At 68.2% G+C, this 16,521-nt stretch carries 19 protein-coding genes; 8 read left to right on the top strand and 11 right to left on the bottom strand.

Annotation, left to right across the window (positions count from 1 at the left end; translation table 11 throughout):
* Positions 1 to 68: 68 nt before the first annotated feature.
* Positions 69 to 950 (top strand): 4-hydroxy-tetrahydrodipicolinate synthase, encoded by an 882-nt coding sequence (gene dapA, locus ACIA76_RS24840; RefSeq protein ID WP_397154598.1) that lies wholly within the window; start codon positions 69 to 71, stop codon positions 948 to 950.
* 73 nt (positions 951 to 1,023) lie between these two features.
* The gene (locus ACIA76_RS24845) at positions 1,024 to 1,950 is read left to right on the top strand and encodes a LysR family transcriptional regulator (RefSeq protein ID WP_397154600.1); all 927 of its coding nucleotides are present in this window, start codon (positions 1,024 to 1,026) and stop codon (positions 1,948 to 1,950) included.
* Positions 1,951 to 1,968: 18 nt separating this feature from the next.
* On the opposite strand, the gene ACIA76_RS24850 is transcribed toward ACIA76_RS24845, so the two are convergent.
* Positions 1,969 to 2,175 (bottom strand): hypothetical protein, encoded by a 207-nt coding sequence (locus tag ACIA76_RS24850; RefSeq protein WP_397154602.1) that lies wholly within the window; start codon positions 2,173 to 2,175, stop codon positions 1,969 to 1,971.
* A gap of 70 nt (positions 2,176 to 2,245) precedes the next feature.
* Complete coding sequence (locus ACIA76_RS24855) at positions 2,246 to 2,479, bottom strand: BldC family transcriptional regulator (protein ID WP_397154604.1); 234 nt, start codon at positions 2,477 to 2,479, stop codon at positions 2,246 to 2,248.
* Between the two features lie 305 nt (positions 2,480 to 2,784).
* Here ACIA76_RS24855 and ACIA76_RS24860 point away from each other — a divergent pair, with 305 nt between their 5' ends.
* From ACIA76_RS24860 to ACIA76_RS24880, 5 genes are all read left to right on the top strand, one after another.
* Complete coding sequence (locus ACIA76_RS24860; RefSeq protein ID WP_397154605.1) at positions 2,785 to 3,123, top strand: DUF4229 domain-containing protein; 339 nt, start codon at positions 2,785 to 2,787, stop codon at positions 3,121 to 3,123.
* Positions 3,120 to 4,205, top strand: coding sequence for a PLP-dependent cysteine synthase family protein (locus ACIA76_RS24865; RefSeq protein WP_397154607.1), 1,086 nt, complete (start codon positions 3,120 to 3,122; stop codon positions 4,203 to 4,205). Before ACIA76_RS24860 ends, ACIA76_RS24865 begins: the two co-directional genes overlap by 4 nt.
* A gap of 86 nt (positions 4,206 to 4,291) precedes the next feature.
* On the top strand, positions 4,292 to 4,513 hold the full coding sequence (locus ACIA76_RS24870) for a helix-turn-helix domain-containing protein (protein ID WP_397154609.1): 222 nt from the start codon (positions 4,292 to 4,294) through the stop codon (positions 4,511 to 4,513).
* Positions 4,513 to 5,100: a Clp protease N-terminal domain-containing protein gene (locus ACIA76_RS24875; protein ID WP_397154610.1), complete on the top strand. Its 588-nt coding sequence runs from the start codon at positions 4,513 to 4,515 to the stop codon at positions 5,098 to 5,100. Before ACIA76_RS24870 ends, ACIA76_RS24875 begins: the two co-directional genes overlap by 1 nt.
* Before the next feature lie 27 nt (positions 5,101 to 5,127).
* Positions 5,128 to 5,517, top strand: coding sequence for a phage holin family protein (locus ACIA76_RS24880; RefSeq protein ID WP_397154612.1), 390 nt, complete (start codon positions 5,128 to 5,130; stop codon positions 5,515 to 5,517).
* Here the strand turns inward: ACIA76_RS24880 and ACIA76_RS24885 are convergent.
* Positions 5,514 to 6,383: a 1,4-dihydroxy-2-naphthoate polyprenyltransferase gene (locus tag ACIA76_RS24885; protein WP_397154614.1), complete on the bottom strand. Its 870-nt coding sequence runs from the start codon at positions 6,381 to 6,383 to the stop codon at positions 5,514 to 5,516. The genes ACIA76_RS24880 and ACIA76_RS24885 overlap by 4 nt on opposite strands.
* Positions 6,384 to 6,513: 130 nt before the next feature.
* Here ACIA76_RS24885 and ACIA76_RS24890 point away from each other — a divergent pair, with 130 nt between their 5' ends.
* The gene (locus ACIA76_RS24890) at positions 6,514 to 9,882 is read left to right on the top strand and encodes a BTAD domain-containing putative transcriptional regulator (protein WP_397154616.1); all 3,369 of its coding nucleotides are present in this window, start codon (positions 6,514 to 6,516) and stop codon (positions 9,880 to 9,882) included.
* A 50-nt stretch (positions 9,883 to 9,932) separates the two neighbouring features.
* Here ACIA76_RS24890 and ACIA76_RS24895 read toward each other — a convergent pair whose 3' ends face one another.
* The 8 genes from ACIA76_RS24895 to ACIA76_RS24930 all read right to left on the bottom strand — a co-directional run bounded on the left by ACIA76_RS24895 (position 9,933) and on the right by ACIA76_RS24930 (position 16,362).
* Positions 9,933 to 10,775 (bottom strand): ABC transporter permease, encoded by an 843-nt coding sequence (locus ACIA76_RS24895; protein ID WP_397154618.1) that lies wholly within the window; start codon positions 10,773 to 10,775, stop codon positions 9,933 to 9,935.
* A complete protein-coding gene (locus ACIA76_RS24900; RefSeq protein WP_397154619.1) occupies positions 10,772 to 11,782 on the bottom strand; it encodes an ATP-binding cassette domain-containing protein in 1,011 nt (336 codons plus the stop codon). Before ACIA76_RS24900 ends, ACIA76_RS24895 begins: the two co-directional genes overlap by 4 nt.
* Before the next feature lie 100 nt (positions 11,783 to 11,882).
* Positions 11,883 to 13,016 carry an o-succinylbenzoate--CoA ligase gene (menE, locus tag ACIA76_RS24905; RefSeq protein WP_397155059.1) on the bottom strand — a complete coding sequence of 378 codons (1,134 nt, stop codon included), beginning with the start codon at positions 13,014 to 13,016 and terminating at the stop codon, positions 11,883 to 11,885.
* Between the two features lie 103 nt (positions 13,017 to 13,119).
* A complete protein-coding gene (locus ACIA76_RS24910; protein ID WP_397154620.1) occupies positions 13,120 to 13,470 on the bottom strand; it encodes a DUF3349 domain-containing protein in 351 nt (116 codons plus the stop codon).
* 18 nt (positions 13,471 to 13,488) lie between these two features.
* Positions 13,489 to 13,761 (bottom strand): hypothetical protein, encoded by a 273-nt coding sequence (locus ACIA76_RS24915; RefSeq protein ID WP_397154622.1) that lies wholly within the window; start codon positions 13,759 to 13,761, stop codon positions 13,489 to 13,491.
* Complete coding sequence (locus ACIA76_RS24920) at positions 13,761 to 14,960, bottom strand: anion permease (RefSeq protein ID WP_397154624.1); 1,200 nt, start codon at positions 14,958 to 14,960, stop codon at positions 13,761 to 13,763. The genes ACIA76_RS24915 and ACIA76_RS24920 overlap by 1 nt, the downstream gene beginning before the upstream one ends.
* 105 nt (positions 14,961 to 15,065) lie before the next feature.
* On the bottom strand, positions 15,066 to 15,464 hold the full coding sequence (locus ACIA76_RS24925) for a VOC family protein (protein WP_397154626.1): 399 nt from the start codon (positions 15,462 to 15,464) through the stop codon (positions 15,066 to 15,068).
* 4 nt (positions 15,465 to 15,468) lie between these two features.
* Positions 15,469 to 16,362, bottom strand: a complete 894-nt coding sequence (locus ACIA76_RS24930; RefSeq protein WP_397154627.1) for a 1,4-dihydroxy-2-naphthoyl-CoA synthase — start codon at positions 16,360 to 16,362, stop codon at positions 15,469 to 15,471.
* Between the last annotated feature and the right edge of the window lie 159 nt (positions 16,363 to 16,521).

Below are 16,521 nucleotides of genomic sequence, written 5' to 3' on the forward strand. Positions count from 1 at the left end.
GCCGAGCTTACGCTCGGCCGCAGAAACGAGAAATGGACGTGACGTATCCCGGGCGAGAAGCTGAAACCATGCCGTTCACGGGTTTATATGTTCCCTTGATCACTCCCTTCACCGAACAGGGCGAGCTGGCCGAACAGGCCCTCGAGGCCCTCGCTCACGATGTCCTCGCCGCGGGCGCCGCCGGTCTCGTCGTACTCGGCACCACGGGCGAACCGGCCACGCTCACCGCCGCGGAACGCCGCCGGGTACTCGATATCTGCGCGCGGGTCTGCGCCGAACGCGGCGTCCCGCTGATCGCCGGGGCCGGTTCCAATGCCACCGCCGATTCGGTACGGGCCCTCGCCGAACTCGACCCGCGGGCCTCGGCGGCGCTCACCGTCGTCCCGTACTACACCCGCCCCTCCGAAGAGGGAGTCGTCGCGCACTTCCGCGCGGTGGCCGCGGCCAGCCCCGTGCCGGTGCTGGTCTACAACATCCCCTATCGCACCGGCCGCACGCTCGGCGTCGAAACCCTGTGCCGCCTGGCCGAATTGCCGAACGTCGCCGGATTCAAGCATGCGGTCGGCGGCATCGACGAGACGACGATCGCCTTCCTGAGCCGGGTCGAGACATCGGTGCTCGCCGGTGACGATCTGTACGCCGCACCTCTCCTGGCGCTGGGCGCCTCGGGTGCGATTGTGGCCAGCGCCAATATCGCGCCCGCCGCGTACGCGGAGCTCATCGCGGCCTGGCGCGACGGACCCATCGCCCGTGCCCGCGCGCTGTCGCATCGCCTCGCCCCGCTGTCGGAAACCCTGTTCGCCGAGCCCAATCCGGTTGTCATCAAGGCCGTTCTGGCGGCTCAGGGCCGGATTCCGAGCCCGGCCGTGCGGCTGCCGCTGCTGCCGGCGAGCGCGGCCGCGGTAACGAGGGCTCTGGAAGTGATCACCGGTATGCATGCTTCGGCATGATCGACACCCGGCGCTCTCCATGCCCCGCGCGCTAAAGTGAGCTGCACGTTCAACTCATTGCGGGGGTGGTCGGATGAGTGTGAACCCGGTGGATTTCCGGCAGATCGAGGCGTTCGTCGTCCTCGCCGAAGAGTTGCACTTCGGCCGGGCGGCCGCCCGGCTGCATCTCACCGCCGGGCGGGTCAGCCAATTGATCCGACTGTTCGAGCGACAGATCGGCGAGCCGCTGTTCGCCCGCACGAGCCGTAAGGTCGAGTTGCTGGCCGCCGGCGAGGCGCTGCTCTCCGAGGTCGAGCCCTGCTATCGCGAACTGCTGCAATCGATCACGAATGCCAAGGCGCGGGCGCGCGGGGTGCGCGGGCGGCTGCGGCTGGGGTACATCATCACCATCGGCATGGCCCGGGCGCATATGTACGTGTCCGCGTTCGAGCGCGAGTATCCGGGGGTCTCGGTCGCCACCCATCCGCTCAACGGCTTCGGGACCGAATTGGACTGCTCGTTGCGCGAGGGATTGGTGGACCTGTTCCTGCTGTGGTTCCCGGGCAATCCGGCCGACTATGCCGATCTGGAACCGGAACTCACCTTCGGACCGACCCTGCTGACGAGCCCGAGGGCCCTGGTCGTGAGTGCCGAACATCCGCTGGCGCAACGGGATTCGGTCGATGCGGAGGAGCTGGCCGACCACGAGATCATCATGCCGCCCCCGACTTTCCCCAGGTGGTTCGTGGATGCCTGGAGCCCGCCGACTACCCCCTCGGGCTGTCCGATCCGGCGGCGGTCCGTGGTCACGGAGTGGGGCGTCGATCCGGCCGTGGACGCGATCGTGCGTACCAGGCTGATCCACATCGCCACATCCCTGCGAGTCGAGGGCTTGGCCCGCCCGGGCGTGGTCCTGGTCCCGGTGACCGGTCTGACCGACGCCCATCTGGTCCCGGTGTATCGCACCGAGGCCGAATCGGCCTTGATCCGCCGTTTCGTGGACGTGGCAAAACGAACGTGACCCGGCGAGAGAGAGCGATCAGCGGTCGGGGCCGGGGTCACCGCCGTCGCGATGCTGGCGAGAGATGCGCCAGAGGAATTCGGGGTCGTCGTCGGGACCGACGATGCGGTTGCGGTGCGAGGGTTTCCGACCGGCGCCGATGCGGTGCGAAGGCTCCGGTCCGAACGCCTTCCAGCACAACACCGCGACGGCTACCACCGCGATGAGTGCCAACAGGTACGTCACGTCGCTCACCTCCTGCTACCGAGGGTAATCGTGTGGCGTACCTGCGGCACGGCCTACGCGGAAATCGGCATTAGATGCGAGTGGCCTCGGTGGTCAACGACTTCAAGAGCTGCATCACCTCGGACTCGCGGAAGCGGCGGTGACCGCCGGGAGTGCGCAACGAGCCCAGCCGCCCGGCATGGGCCCAGCGGGTGACGGTCTTCGGATCGACGTGGAACAGGGCGGCTACTTGCCCGGGGGTCAGGAGGGCCTCCTGGCCGTTGACGGAACCCAACGTGCGGCTCGCCGCGGTGATCGCAGTCATTCGCAAACCTTTCCGTAATCGACAGTTCCCTCATCAGATAGCGACATCGTTGCACTGACACCCCCAGGTACTCGAACGATCTAACGTTGGTAAAGGGGAAGTAATAGACAAATCGGATATCCGTACGGCTTGGGTTTGTCCGTTCATACCCGGACCAGCGAATACTCAGCTTCTGGGCGAAGGGTGCACTGACAATCACACGGCAATGCGTACCGGGACACTGAGAGAAAGTGTCAGCTGCACGGGGAGCGAAAGGCATCCTGGGCCGATCGAGGCTGCCCGGCCCGGTCGCCTAGGCTGGTCCCGTGAGTGACGCATCCCAACCGGGCGGTGCCGCGGCCGATGAGACCTCTGTTTCGGCGGGTCGGCGGCTGGTGCGCAACCTGGTGCTGTACACCTTGGCCCGGCTGGCGCTGGTAGTGGTCATCTCGGCCGTCATTGTCCTGTTTTCGCGTTTGCTGAAGGTGGATATCCCGCTGATCGTGGCGCTGCTGTTCGCGCTCATCGTGGCGATGCCGCTGTCGCTGGTGCTGTTCAAGCGGTTGCGCGGCCGGGTCAACGCCGATATCGCCGTGGTCGACGAGAAGCGGCGCAACGACAAGGCGCAGTTGCGGGCGCGGCTGCGCGGTGAGGAGTCGGAGTGAAGTACTGCGATCGCAGTACTCCACGCGACTGGGTCGACAACGCGGTGCGGCTGATCGAGGCCGACACCCAGCGCAGCGCCGACACCCATCTGCTGCGCTATCCGCTGCCGCGCGAATGGGGCGTGCAGCTGTATCTGAAGGACGAATCCACCCATCCCACCGGCAGTCTGAAGCATCGGCTCGCGAGATCGCTGTTCCTGTACGCGATCTGCAACGGCTGGGTGGGTGAGGGCACCACGGTCGTGGAGGCCTCGTCGGGTTCGACCGCCATCAGCGAGGCGTATTTCGCGAAGCTGCTGGGTCTGGATTTCGTGGCCGTCGTACCCGCCACGACCTCGCCGGAGAAGATCGCGCTGATCGAGGCGCAGGGCGGGCGTTGCCATTTCGTCGAGCGGCCGCCCGAAATCTATTCCGAGGCAGCACGTCTGGCCGCGGATCTGGGCGGTCACTATATGGATCAGTTCACCCATGCCGAGCGGGCCACCGACTGGCGCGGTAACAACAACATCGCCGAATCCATTTACGAACAAATGCTTTTGGAGCCCCACCCGATTCCGGAATGGATCGTGGTGGGCGCCGGGACCGGCGGCACGAGCGCCACCATCGGCCGCTATATCCGCTATCGCCGCCACGCCACCAGGCTCGCGGTGGTCGACCCGGAGAACTCCGCCTTCTACGGCGGCTACGAGACCGCTGATGCGGACTACCAGACGGGTATGCCCTCGCGCATCGAGGGGATCGGGCGGCCGCGGGTCGAGCCGTCGTTTCTCGGCACGGTCGTCGACCGGATGATCGAGGTCTCCGACGCCGCGTCCATCGCGGCATGCCGGCATGCCGGGGTGGCGCTGGGCCGCAGCGTGGGCGGATCCACCGGAACCAATCTGTGGGGCGCGTTCGCGGTGATCGCCGAGATGCTCGCGGACGGTCGTGGCGGCAGTGTGGTGACGCTGCTCTGCGACGGCGGAGATCGTTACGCCGGAACGTATTTCGACGATGCGTGGCTCGCCGGCCAGGGTCTGGACCTGGTCGCGCCCGAGGCTGTCCTGGCCGAGTTCATCCGCACCGGCGCCTGGCTGGGTTGAGGTTCCTCGTTCGCCCACGGTGAACGGTATTCATGAAATGTCAATTTTCGTTGACGCGGCCCCGACGTCAACGTAAATTGACGTACATGAGTGAAGCAACAACGCTGGCGGCCGCCGCGGGCAGTTCCGATCCTCAGGTCGGGCTGCGCGCCGTGCTCGCGCTGCGTCGGCTGCTCGAACGACTGGAGGCGATCCAGGTGACCAATGCCCGCACCCAGGGCTGGTCCTGGCAGGCGATCGCCGATGCCCTCGAGGTCAGCCGGCAGGCGGTCCACCAGAAGTACAACCGGAGAGGCGGAATCCGCTGATGTTCGAACGATTCAGTAAGGCGGCGCGGGTCGCGGTCGTATTCGCGCAGGAGGAGGCGCGCCAATTGCATGCCCGCCGAATCGAAGTCGAGCACCTGCTGCTCGGGATCACCGAATGTGGATCGGAGAAGGTGCAGAAGACATTGGAGGACAACGGCATCACCACGGAGTCGCTGCGAGAACGACTGTCCCGCAAGCGAACCACCGAGCCGCTGGGCGAGGAGGATGCCGCCGCACTGCGATCCATCGGCATCGACCTGGACGCGGTGCGCGAGACCCTGGAGGCCTCCTTCGGCGAGGACGCCCTGGAGCGGGCCGTCCCGACCGAGGAGAGTCGCTGGGCCCGTTTCGGTTTCGGCGGCGCCATGAGCCCCGGTCACATCCCCTTCACCAAGGAGGCGAAGAAGGTGCTCGAACTGTCCCTGCGGGAGGCGCTCGCCCGCGGCGACAACCGCATCAGGGCCGGGCATGTCCTGCTCGGCATCCTGCGCGGCGCGAATCCCACCACCCGCGAACTGCTCGGCGGAGAGGAGGGCATCCGCACCCTGCGCGAGGCGACCCACGACCTCCTCGACGAGGCTGCGTAGTGGTCGAACCTCCCATACGCTGGCGGCATGGTTCTCCTGCTTCGCCTGGTTATCAATGCCGTTGCCATCTGGCTCGCCGCGCACTGGGTCGACAAGATCGAACTGATCAGTCCGGCGCACGACGGAACCGGTGGCAAGATCGTGGTCGTGCTGGCCGTGGCGCTGGTGTTCGGCCTGGTCAACGCGCTGGTCAGGCCGATCGTGAAGCTGCTGTCGCTGCCGCTGGTGATCGTCACGCTCGGACTGTTCCTGCTGGTGGTCAACGCGCTGATGCTGATGCTCACCGCGAAGATCACCGAGACCACCGAATACGGCCTGCGTGTGCACGGCTTCTGGGCCGCGGTACTGGGCAGCATCATCATCACCCTGGTGAACTGGGTGCTGGGCGTGCTGGTGCCCGCCCGCGATCGCGGTTAGGCGATCCCCAGCGCGAGCCCGGTGAGGATCGACCACAGCAGCATCGCCAGGCCGGTATCGCGCAGCGAGGGGATCAGTCCCGGGCCGTTCTGCCCGCCGCGCACGGGCGTATTCGAGCGCACCGCCAGCGGAGCGGCGAGCAGTCCCACCAGCGCCCACGGCGTCCGCGCCACCAGTACCAACGAGGCCAGGAACGGCACCACCAGCAGGGCCAGATGCAATGTGCGCGTGCGGGTATCGCCGAGCCGGACGGCGAGGGTCGTCTTACCGGTCAGCGAATCGGTCGGGATATCGCGCAGATTGTTGGTGACCAGCACCGCGCTGGAGAAGCTGCCCACCGCGATCGCGCCGACCAATCCGGTCCAGTCGATCCGCTGCGCCTGGACGTATTCGGTGCCGAGCACCGCGATCAGGCCGAAGAATACGAAGACCGCGATCTCACCGAATCCGCTGTAGCCGTACGGCTTTCGGCCGCCGGTATAGAACCAGGCGCCGGCCAGGCAGACCGCGCCGACCAGCACGAGCCACCACGCCGTGGTGATCGCGAGGATCAGGCCGAATACCGCGCCCACCGTGAGGCTGGCGATCGCCGCGGCCCGCACCGAGGCCGGGCTCGCCACGCCCGAACCGACCAGCCGCAGCGGGCCGACCCGGTCGTCGTCGGTGCCGCGTACGCCGTCGGAGTAGTCGTTGGCGAAGTTCACGCCGATGATCAGGGCCAGCGAAACCAGCAGGCTCAGCAGTGCCTTCCACCACACCGCGGCGTCCAGCGAGGCGGCCGCGCCGGTGCCCACCAGAATCGGGGCGATGGCGTTGGGAAGGGTGCGGGGACGGGCTCCTTCGAGCCATTGTGCTGCGCTTGCCATGATCCGCAGCCTAATCCGCCCTCCGGACTCGGCCAGCGCCCGGCGGGAGCGGAGGCGAACAATGGTGACCGGTAGGGCGCACGACGCGCGCCCGGAATTCGTTGGACCACTCGCATACGATTGCAGCAGCATGTCTCCTGATCACAGCGGTTCCCCCGGTTCCGCCACCGCAGCCGCCCGGACCGCGTCCGGCGAATCCGTTCTGGTCGGGCTGCTGGGGGAGGTCGCCGTGCGCCGGGGTGGTGAGCTGGCCGCACTGCCCGGCGCCCGCGCCCGGCTGCTGGTGACCGCGCTGGCCGTCCATCCCGGTCGCAGCCGCAGCGCACAATCGCTCATCGACGACGTCTGGGGCGATCAGCCGCCGCGGGCGCCGATGAACGCGCTGCACACCCAGGTGTCGCGACTGCGCACGGCGCTGCCGGACGGGGTTCTGGAGATCGGGCCGGCCGGCTATCGTCTGGCCCTCGGCGAGGACGACGTCGACCTGACCCGGGCCCGTCGCCTGGAACGCCTGGCGCGTGAATCGCATGCGGCCGGAAACGATTCCGACTCTCTCGAACTGGTGGCTCGCGCCCGATCGCTGTGGCGCGGCGAGCCCGCCGCGGATCTGTCGCCCGGACCCATCGCCGATGAACTGGCCGATCTGGCGGCCACCCGCTGGCGTGGGCTGGACGAAGTGGAACTGGCCTCGCGCGAGGCCGCGGGCGATCCGGCCGGTGCGGTGGCCATCGCGCGGCGCATCGCGGCCGCCGAGCCGCTCGACGAGCCCGCACACGCCACGCTGATGCGGCTGCTGGCGGCCGACGGCCGCGGGAACGAGGCCCTGGAGGTCTTCGCCGGGCTGCGGGCCCGACTGGCCGGTGAACTCGGCACCGATCCGGGACCGGCGCTGGTGGCGCTGAATACCGCCATCCTGCGCGGTGATCCGATCGCGCCGGTGCGCACGCCGACACCCGCTCAGCGGGTGGCCTCGGCCCAGCACGCCACCGAACAGCCGCCGCAGGATCCGATCGTCTCGGCGATCGGATTGCGTGCCGCGCCGAATCCGTTGCTGGGCCGCGATACCGACCTCACCGCGCTCGCGGAGCTGGTGCGCGAGAACCGGGTGACAACGGTGCTCGGGCCCGGCGGCACCGGTAAGACGCGGGTCGCCAACGAACTGGGTGCGCGGGTCTCGCGCGAACAAGCGGTGGTCCTGGTCGAATTGGCCTCGGTGCGGGCCGATCCCGGCCAGGCCCGGGCGGAGCTGGAGGCCGCGATCAGCGCCACCCTCGGCATGAGCGAGATCAACCGCGACACAACGGCTCTGCGCGCCGGAAACATGCTCGACGGGCGACGCAGACTCCGCGACGCCCTGTCGGCGCGGCCGATGCTGCTGATCCTCGACAACTGTGAACACCTGATCGATGCGGCGGCCGAGGTGGTCGCCGATCTGGTCGGTGACTGCGGGCAGCTCAGCGTGCTGACCACCAGCCGGGCGCCGCTGACGATCACCGCGGAGACGGTATATCCGTTGCCGCCCTTGGCCATCGATGCGGCAGGATCACCGGCGACCGAACTGTTCGCCGCGCGGGCGCGGGCGGTGCGGCCCTCGGTCCGGCTCAACCCGGAGACCGTCGCGCGATTGTGCCACACCCTCGACGGGCTGCCGCTGGCGATCGAACTGGCCGCCGCTCGGGTGCGGACGATGAGTGTGGAGGAGATCGAGTCCCGGCTCGAACACCGCTTCGCACTACTGCGCAGCGGTGATCGCAGCTCGCCGGAGCGGCATCGCACCCTGCACGCGGTCATCGAGTGGAGCTGGAATCTGCTCGACGAACCGCAGCGGATCGCGCTGCGTCGGCTGTGCCGGTTCCCCGCCGGATTCACCCTTGCCGCAGCGGAAGTCGTGGCGGGTGGCGTGGATCTGATCGATGTCCCCGCGGCCGTCGACGGTCTGGTGAGCCAGTCGCTGCTGTCGGTCATCGAAGGTGACGACGGTGGGACCCGGTACCGCATGCTGGAAACGGTCCGGGAATTCGGCGAGGAGCAGCTCTCGGCCGCGGGCGACGCCGATGCGGTGATGCGCCGAATGGTCGGCTGGGCCCGGCATTTCGTGATCGAGGTCGGTGCGCTGCACGACGCCGGGGAACAGGTGCGGGCCGTGCTCACACTCGGCGACGAACAGGACAATCTGGCGGCGGTACTGCGGTACGCGACCGAAAACCGCGACGCCGCAACGGTGTATCTGGTCTTCCCGGCGCTCGGTCTTCTCTGGATGATGCGCGGTGCGCATATGGAACTGGAGAGCTGGGTCGACCGCGTCCTGGGAATCCCATCGTCGGCGACCGTGCCGGATGAGCGGTCGGCTGATCTGCAGGTCTACGCGCATATCCTGATCGCCGGCCAGGTCGCGCTCGGCGAGTTCCAGCCGCGCAAACTCGCCGTGCTCCGAATCCGGATGCGGCGCCTACTGCGTTCGGGTGCGCCGCTGTCGCCGCAGGCGCGCTTCGTCGGCGAGGTGTTGTGCATCAGGCCGACGCCGATCGCCCTGTGGCGCAAACTCGCCGACGGTACAAGGTCTCCGGACCGGGCGACCCGCTGGTCGGCGTTGCTGTTCCGCGCCAATCTGGCCGAGAACTCCAGCGATATCACCGGATCCATGCGCGATTCGCTGCGGGCGCTCGACGAATGCGATCCGGACGATGTTTGGGGCCCGGCCATGCTGAGTCAGCATCTGGGCCAGCTGGCGGCGCAGACCGGCCGCTACGGCGAATCGGTGGGCTACTACGCGCGGGCGGTGGAGGGGCTGCAACTACTGCGGTCCTATGACGAGAGCGTCGAAATGCGCAGCGCCCTTGCCGCAGCGCTGATCGGTATCGGCGATCTGGCGCGGGCCCGGCGGGAATTGGAGATCGCGGCCGGGTTCCTCGACGGCGCGGGTGGTCCGGACGACCCGGTGACCAGGCTCAATTACCGGCTGTCCGCGGTTCGCGCCGGATGGGGTGAGCTCGCCCTCGCGGAGGGGGATGTCGAGGTCGGACTGCGCCGATTGCGATCGACGCTGGAGCTCATCGGCTGGCCGCTGACCATGGCTGGACCCGGGCCCGGAGACATCCCCCGCGCTGCCGCGGTGCTCGACGCCCATGTGCTGTACGGCCGGGTCGATGCCGTGCCGACGCTGGCACAGGAGATAGTCGACGCCACCCTGGAACGGCTCGCACAGTTCATGGATCTGCCGCAGATCGGTGCGGTGGCGTGTGCGATCGGGACGTATCTGCTCTCGATCGATCGCCATCCGGATATCGCGCGGGAGTTGTTCGTCCTCGCCGAGAAAGTCCTTGCCCGCCAGGACACTCCGACGATGCAGTTGCATCGGCATCTGGAGTTACACGGCGCGGCGGCGACCGGCGCCGTGACCGACGCCGCGCGGCGGCGTGCCGTGCGGATCGGACGGCGTTCGGCGGCCAGGCGAATCATGGTGCTGTTGGCGGAGATCAACGGCAGGTTGGACGAATGACAATGTCCCCCGACCGGTTTCCCGGTCGGCGGACATATCGGATGCGAGCGTCATGCGCGGCGCATATACGCCCGGATGGCCAGCGGTCCGAAGATCGCGATGACGATGACCGAGCCGATCAGGCACCACGCCAGATTGCTGCTGTAGACATTGCCGTTCATCAGCTCCCGGCACGAATTCACCATGTAGTAGACGGGATTGACCTTGTTCAGGCCCTGCAGCCAGCCCGGCATCGTGCTTACCAGGGCGAAGGCGCCGGACATGAAGGTCAGCGGGAACATGATCATCATCGAGATGCCCTGTACCGAGGCGGCGCTCTTACCGGTCACGCCTACCAGCGCCCAGATCCAGCTGACCGCGAACGAGCAGAACACCGCGATCAGGCCCGCGACGACCACACCGGCGACGCCGCCCGCGGGGCGGTAGCCGAGGATCAGGCCCATTCCGATCGTCAGGGTCGCGGCGATGCCGTAGCGGGCCATATCCGCGATCAGGGCGCCGGCCAGCGCCGAGACCCGGGCAATGGGAAGGGATTTGAAGCGATCGAAGACGCCCTTGTCCATATCCTCGCGCAGCTGCGTGCCGGTGACGACCGAGGACATCACCACGGTCTGCACCAGGATGCCCGGAATCAGCACCGGCAGATAGTCGTGCACGTTGCCGCCGATGGCGCCGCCGAAGATGTAGGCGAACAGGGCGGTGAACAGGATCGGCTGAACCGTGACGTCGAACAGCTGCTCCGGATTGTGTTTCATCTTCAGGATGCCGCGATAGGCCATGGTCAGTGAGTTGGCCACCGTCTGACGGAGGCTGATGTGATTGCTGACCGCGGGGATCGCGGCGCTGGCCGCGTGGCGTCCCGGCGCCGCGGGGGCGGTGATGGTGGTGGTCATGCTGCGCTCTCTTCGGTGTCGTCGTTCTGGTCTTCGGCGGCGTGTCCGGTCAGGGCGAAGAACACCTCGTCGAGACTCGGCTTGCTGACGGTGATCTCGTCGATGCGAATATCGTTATCGCGCAGGCGGATCAGCAGATCCGCGGTGACGCCGGGATCGTCGAGCGGCGCGGTGATGCGCCCGGCCTCGGGGGTGATGGTCGCCTCGACGAACTTGCCGCTGGTGCGGGACAGGAATTCGCCGATGATCGTGCGGGCCTGTTCGATATGGCTCGGATCGGCCAGGGTGATCTGGAGCGCGGACACTCCCACCGACGATTTGAGCTCATCGGAGGTGCCGTCGGCGATGACCCTGCCGTGGTCGATCACTGCGATGCGGTCGGCCAGCTGATCGGCCTCGTCCAGGTACTGCGTGGTGAGCAGGACGGTCGCGCCCTCGCGGACCAGGCGCCGGATGGTCTCCCACATCTGGGCCCGCGTGCGCGGATCCAGGCCGGTGGTGGGCTCGTCGAGGAACAGCAGCGGCGGGGTCGCGATCAGGCTCGCGGCCAGATCGAGCCGCCGCCGCATACCGCCGGAGAAGTTCTCCAGGGCCTTGTTCGCCGCCTCGGTCAGCCCGAATTCCTCGAGCAGATCGTCGGCCCGGCGTCGCGCGTCGGCGCGGCTGAGCCCGAGCAGGCGGGAGAAGATGATGAGATTCTCGGTGGCCGACAGCTTCTCGTCCACGGAGGCGTACTGCCCCGTGACACCGATCAGCTTCCGGACCGCCGTCGGCTCGGCCATCACATCGTGGCCGAAGATGCGGGCACTGCCCCCATCCGGCCGCAACAGCGTGGCGAGCATGCGGATCGTGGTGGTCTTACCGGCTCCGTTGGGCCCGAGCACGCCGTACACCGCGCCCTGCGGCACCGTCAGGCTCACACCATCGACGGCCCGCTGCTCCCCGAAGACCTTGACCAGCCCGTCCGCCTCGATAGCGAGAGCATCAGCAGGTGCGTATGAAGTCATGGCACTACTGTGCGGGCCCCCACTTGCACGCCCCTTGCATGAGGATTGCGATCCGGTGCAAGACCCGCTTGCGCGAGGCCCCGGATCCCTCCTCAGACCCTCAGCGAGTCGACTCGGAAAGCATCTGATCGCGGAGTTTGATGCGGTCCGGTTTCCCCGGCCCCCGCAGGGGCACCTCATCGATGAGGGCGAGCTCCCGCGGCGCGGCGATCGGATCCAGCTCGGCGACAACGTATTCGCGCAGCTCGTCGAGGGTGGGCGTGGCGCCGGGCGCGGGGACCACCGCGACGGCGACGCGCTGGCCCAGGCGATCGTCGGGCAGGCCCAGGACGACGACCTCGTCGACCGAGGGATGAGTGGCCAGCACCGCCTCGACCACCTGCGGGATGACCAGCAGGCCGCCGGTCATGATGGCCTCGTCGAGGCGGCCGGTGATGCGTAATCGACCGTCTTCCAATACCCCGGCGTCATCGGTGCGGAACCAGCCGGGTTCGGCGAAGGCGGGATGGTCGGGCTGGCCGCGATAGCCCGTGGCCAGCATCGCGCCGCCGAGCAGGACCCGGCCGTCCTCGATGCGGACCTGTCCGCCGGGCAGCGGGACGCCGTCGTAGACGCAGCCGCCGCAGGTCTCGCTCATGCCGTAGGTACGCACCACGTTGATCCCGGCCGCACGCGCGCGCTCCCACAGCGGTTTCGGCGTGGCCGCGCCGCCGACCAGCACCGCGTCCAGCGCGGTCAGGGCCTCCGCGCTGGCGGGGTCGTCGAGAGCCTTGATCAACTGCGTGGGGACCAGGGAGGTGTATCGGCGAGGCCCGGTCATTCCGGCCACGGCCTGGGCCAGTCCGCCGGGCAGGAAGCCGTCGGATACATCCAGTACCGCCGGCTCGGTCCCGGCGAGGATGCTGCGCATCAACACCTGCAGTCCGGCGATGTGATGGGTAGGCAGTGCCAGCAGCCACTGGCCGGGCCCGCCCAGCCGCTCGTGGGTGGCATCGCCGCTGGCGCGCAGCGCTCGGGAGGTGAGCATCGCGCCCTTGGGCACTCCGGTCGTGCCGGAGGTGGTGACCACCAGGGCCACCTCGTCCTCGATCGGCTCGCCCGGGCGCAATGCGCTCGACAGCCGATGTGATTCTCGACGGTCACCGGTCGGGACCGGCAACCAGGCCGGACCGCTGCCGTCCAACGCTTCTCGAAGATGCGGTAGAACCTCCCCCACCGCAGCACCGGTGGGCATCGGAAGGGTCCGCAGGGTACTGCTCACGTTCGCGATCGTGTCATGTCAAGTCCGGCGACCCGCGCACGGGTCCGTGCTCCCTTCGTGGGTCAGGGGATCGGGATCAATCGGACGTCGGTGTCGCCAGTGGCCATCCACCGGCTGCGAGCCGGGAGGCCACCCGAGCGATATCGTCCTCGCCGGGTTGTTCCTTGGCAACTCGGGCGATCGCCTCGGCGATCTCGTGGCGGGCGATCTTGTCGTCGCCGCCGCGCTCACGCCCCAATTCCTCGACGATCATCCGCACCTCGAAGTCGGTGAGGCGGCGATGCAGCACCGCCAGCAACGCCACGTAATCCGAGCGCGGAATGCCCTGCGGATAGCCCGCTTTCAGCCAGCCGAGCACCTTGGCCAGCACCGATCGCGAGGCCTCGGAACGATCGGCGTGCTGCGGTGATTGACGGTCGTCGGTCACGGAGGGTCCTTTCGGCGATCACTGTCCGAACACGTGGATGCCGAGCCGGCTCGCCAGAAAGGCCTTGGCGACGAACAACACTCCCGCGACGACGACGGCCAGGACCACCGCGTAGCAGGCCGCGGCGCCCGCGGCGGCCGAGCGCCGCCGCGCGACCGTACCGTCGGATACCGCGCTACGGGACTGGAATCGCACGCCCAGCGCGAAGATCGCGGGCAGTCCGGCACCGAACAGCAGCGCCGCCGCCGTGACCCGGCCCAGTTCCTGCAGATCCGTGATGAGCGTCTGCATCAGGCCCTCCCCGCCGATTCCGTCTCCGGCAGTACCTCGACCGTGGACTCCGCCGCCGTGGGCTCGGTCCATTCGGCGTTGACATTCGCCGCGTGCACCGGGGTGCGCCGCGACCGCAGATACATCACTCCCGACAGCACGACCAACAGTGCGAAGACGACCAGCACGCCCGGGAATCCGCCGATCCCGTGGGCCAGCGCCCAGCAGATCGCGCCGACCAGCCCGGCCAGCGGCAGCGTGAGCACCCAGGCGACGACCATGCGCCCGAGCACCGTCCACCGCACCTCCGCGCCGGGCCGCCCGAGCCCGGTGCCGAGGATCGCGCCGGTGACGGTCTGGGTGGTCGACAGCGGCAGACCGAAGTGCGCCGAGGTGAGAATGATCGCGGCACTGGTCGATTCGGCCGCCAGGCCCTGCGGCGGGGTGATGTCGACCAACCCCTTGCCGAGGGTGCGGATGATGCGCCAGCCGCCCAGCGAGGTACCGGCCGCGATCGCGATCGCGCAGGCCACGATGACCCACAGCGGCAAGGCATCGGTGGGCTTCATCGAGCCGTAGGCGATCAGCGCCAGGAAGATGATCCCCATGGTCTTCTGGGCGTCGTTGGTGCCGTGCGCCAGCGAGACCAGCGAGGCCGAGCCGATCTGACCCCAGCGGAAGCCGCGATCGACCACACGCTGATCGCTGCCGCGGGTGAAGCGGTAGACCAGCCAGGTGCCGACCGAGGCGACCAGCGCGGCCACCACCGGCGCGAGCAGCGCGGGAACCACGATCTTGGCCAGCACGCCCGTCTGCCCGGCCGACCAGATCACCCCACTCCAGCCCAGCGCCGCGATGGTCGCACCGATGAGCCCGCCGAACAGTGCGTGCGAGGAACTCGACGGCAGGCCGAACAGCCAGGTCAGCAGGTTCCACAGAATGCCGCCGACCAGGCCGGCGAAGACGATCTCGAGCAGGTCCGGCCCGCTGACCTGATCCAATCGGACGATGCCTTCGGCCACGGTGGCCGCGACCTCCACGCTGAGGAATGCGCCGATCAGATTCAGCGCACCCGACAGCGCGACCGCGGCCCGGGGGCTCAGTGCGCCGGTCGCGATGGAGGTGGCCATCGCGTTGGCCGTGTCGTGGAAACCGTTGGTGAAGTCGAATGCCAGGGCAGTGACGATAACGATGAGCAGAACCAATAGTTCGGCGGTCACGTCTCCAGTGTGCGTTATGGATCCGTTAACGCCGTTGTCAGGTTGCCGTCGAGTCTCGTATAGCGGGATGGTAGGGCCGGTGCGCGATGCTGCCGGTTCGCTGGCTCAGTCGTTTCGCGGCGGGCGGGTGTCGAGGCGCATCGGATGTCCGGCCGGAACCTCTACCAGCACGATCGGCATACCGTCGGGGTCGCGCAGCCACATCTCGATCAGCCCCCACGACTCCTGGACCGGTTGGCGATCGATGACGATTCCGCGCAGCGCCAATTCGGCCGCGGTGTCATGCACGTCACGTACCTGCAGCCACAGCGCGCCCGCGAAATCCGTGGGCGCGTCCGCGCGGCGGCCGTGGGCGGCGATCTCGATCTGCGACTGCCCGGCGAAGAACACCGTGCCGCCCGGATACTCCCGCGCGATCGCCAGCCCCAGTCCGTCCCGGTAGAACTCCAGGGTTCGCTCGTAGTTCGCCGGCCGCAGGATGACCCGGCTGCTGAGAATGTCCACCTACTCAGAAGTACCAGGGGTAGGGCGCCCAGTCCGGCTTTCGCTTCTCCAGGAACGCGTCCCGGCCCTCGACTGCCTCATCGGTCATATAGGCCAGCCGAGTCGCCTCTCCGGCGAACAGCTGCTGGCCGACCAGCCCGTCGTCGGGGAGGTTGAACGCGTACTTGAGCATGCGCTGCGCCTGCGGCGATTTGGCGAGGATGTCGGCGGTCCACTCCAGCGCCTCCTCCTCGAGCCGATCGTGATCGACCACGGAGTTCACCGCGCCCATGCGATGCATCTCCTCGGCGGAGTAGGGACGGCCGAGGAAGAAGATCTCGCGGGCGAACTTCTGCCCCACCAACTTCGCCAGATACGCACTGCCGTAACCGCCGTCGAAGCTGCCCACATCGGCGTCGGTCTGCTTGAACCGCGCATGCTCCCGGCTGGCCAGGGTGAGATCGCAGACCACGTGCAGACTGTGCCCGCCCCCGGCCGCCCAGCCGTTCACCAGCGCTATGACCACCTTGGGCATGAACCGGATCAGCCGCTGCACCTCGAGGATGTGCAGCCGCCCGGCCCGCGCCTTGTCCACGGTGTCGGCGGTCTCCCCGTCCGCGTACTGGTACCCGCTGCGCCCACGGATGCGCTGATCCCCGCCCGAGCAGAACGCCCACACCCCGTCCTTGGGAGCGGGCCCGTTCCCGGTGAGCAACACCGCCCCGACATCCGCGGTCATCCGCGCGTGATCGAGCGAGCGATACAGCTCGTCGACGGTATGCGGCCGAAACGCGTTGCGCACCTCGGGCCGATCGAAGGCCACCCGCACGGTGCCCTGCTCGATATGCCGGTGATAGGTGATGTCGGTCAGATCCTCGAACCCCTCGACGGGTTCCCAAAGCTTCGGATTGAAGGTCACGGTGTTAGTTTGGCCGCTCCTTCGTCGCGGCGTGTCGTCGGGTTGTGTGGCCGGAACAACCTGCTGGAACAACCTGCGACGGTTCGCGGCCGTGGGGGGGGGGGGGGGGGGGGGGGCGGGGGCGGGGGGGGGGGGGGGGGGGGGCGGCCCGGGGGGGGG

The organism is Nocardia sp. NPDC051570, from assembly GCF_044454005.1.
GTDB lineage: Bacteria > Actinomycetota > Actinomycetes > Mycobacteriales > Mycobacteriaceae > Nocardia.

What these genes read in the sequence shown, in the direction of transcription:
- dapA (WP_397154598.1), top strand. Translation starts at nt 69, where the DNA reads ATGCCGTTCACGGGTTTATATGTTCCCTTGATCACTCCCTTCACCGAA.
- ACIA76_RS24845 (WP_397154600.1), top strand. Translation starts at nt 1,024, where the DNA reads ATGAGTGTGAACCCGGTGGATTTCCGGCAGATCGAGGCGTTCGTCGTC.
- ACIA76_RS24855 (WP_397154604.1), bottom strand. Translation starts at nt 2,479, where the DNA reads ATGACTGCGATCACCGCGGCGAGCCGCACGTTGGGTTCCGTCAACGGC.
- ACIA76_RS24870 (WP_397154609.1), top strand. Translation starts at nt 4,292, where the DNA reads ATGAGTGAAGCAACAACGCTGGCGGCCGCCGCGGGCAGTTCCGATCCT.
- ACIA76_RS24875 (WP_397154610.1), top strand. Translation starts at nt 4,513, where the DNA reads ATGTTCGAACGATTCAGTAAGGCGGCGCGGGTCGCGGTCGTATTCGCG.
- ACIA76_RS24880 (WP_397154612.1), top strand. Translation starts at nt 5,128, where the DNA reads ATGGTTCTCCTGCTTCGCCTGGTTATCAATGCCGTTGCCATCTGGCTC.
- ACIA76_RS24885 (WP_397154614.1), bottom strand. Translation starts at nt 6,383, where the DNA reads ATGGCAAGCGCAGCACAATGGCTCGAAGGAGCCCGTCCCCGCACCCTT.
- ACIA76_RS24890 (WP_397154616.1), top strand. Translation starts at nt 6,514, where the DNA reads ATGTCTCCTGATCACAGCGGTTCCCCCGGTTCCGCCACCGCAGCCGCC.
- ACIA76_RS24895 (WP_397154618.1), bottom strand. Translation starts at nt 10,775, where the DNA reads ATGACCACCACCATCACCGCCCCCGCGGCGCCGGGACGCCACGCGGCC.
- ACIA76_RS24900 (WP_397154619.1), bottom strand. Translation starts at nt 11,782, where the DNA reads ATGACTTCATACGCACCTGCTGATGCTCTCGCTATCGAGGCGGACGGG.
- menE (WP_397155059.1), bottom strand. Translation starts at nt 13,016, where the DNA reads ATGCCCACCGGTGCTGCGGTGGGGGAGGTTCTACCGCATCTTCGAGAA.
- ACIA76_RS24915 (WP_397154622.1), bottom strand. Translation starts at nt 13,761, where the DNA reads ATGCAGACGCTCATCACGGATCTGCAGGAACTGGGCCGGGTCACGGCG.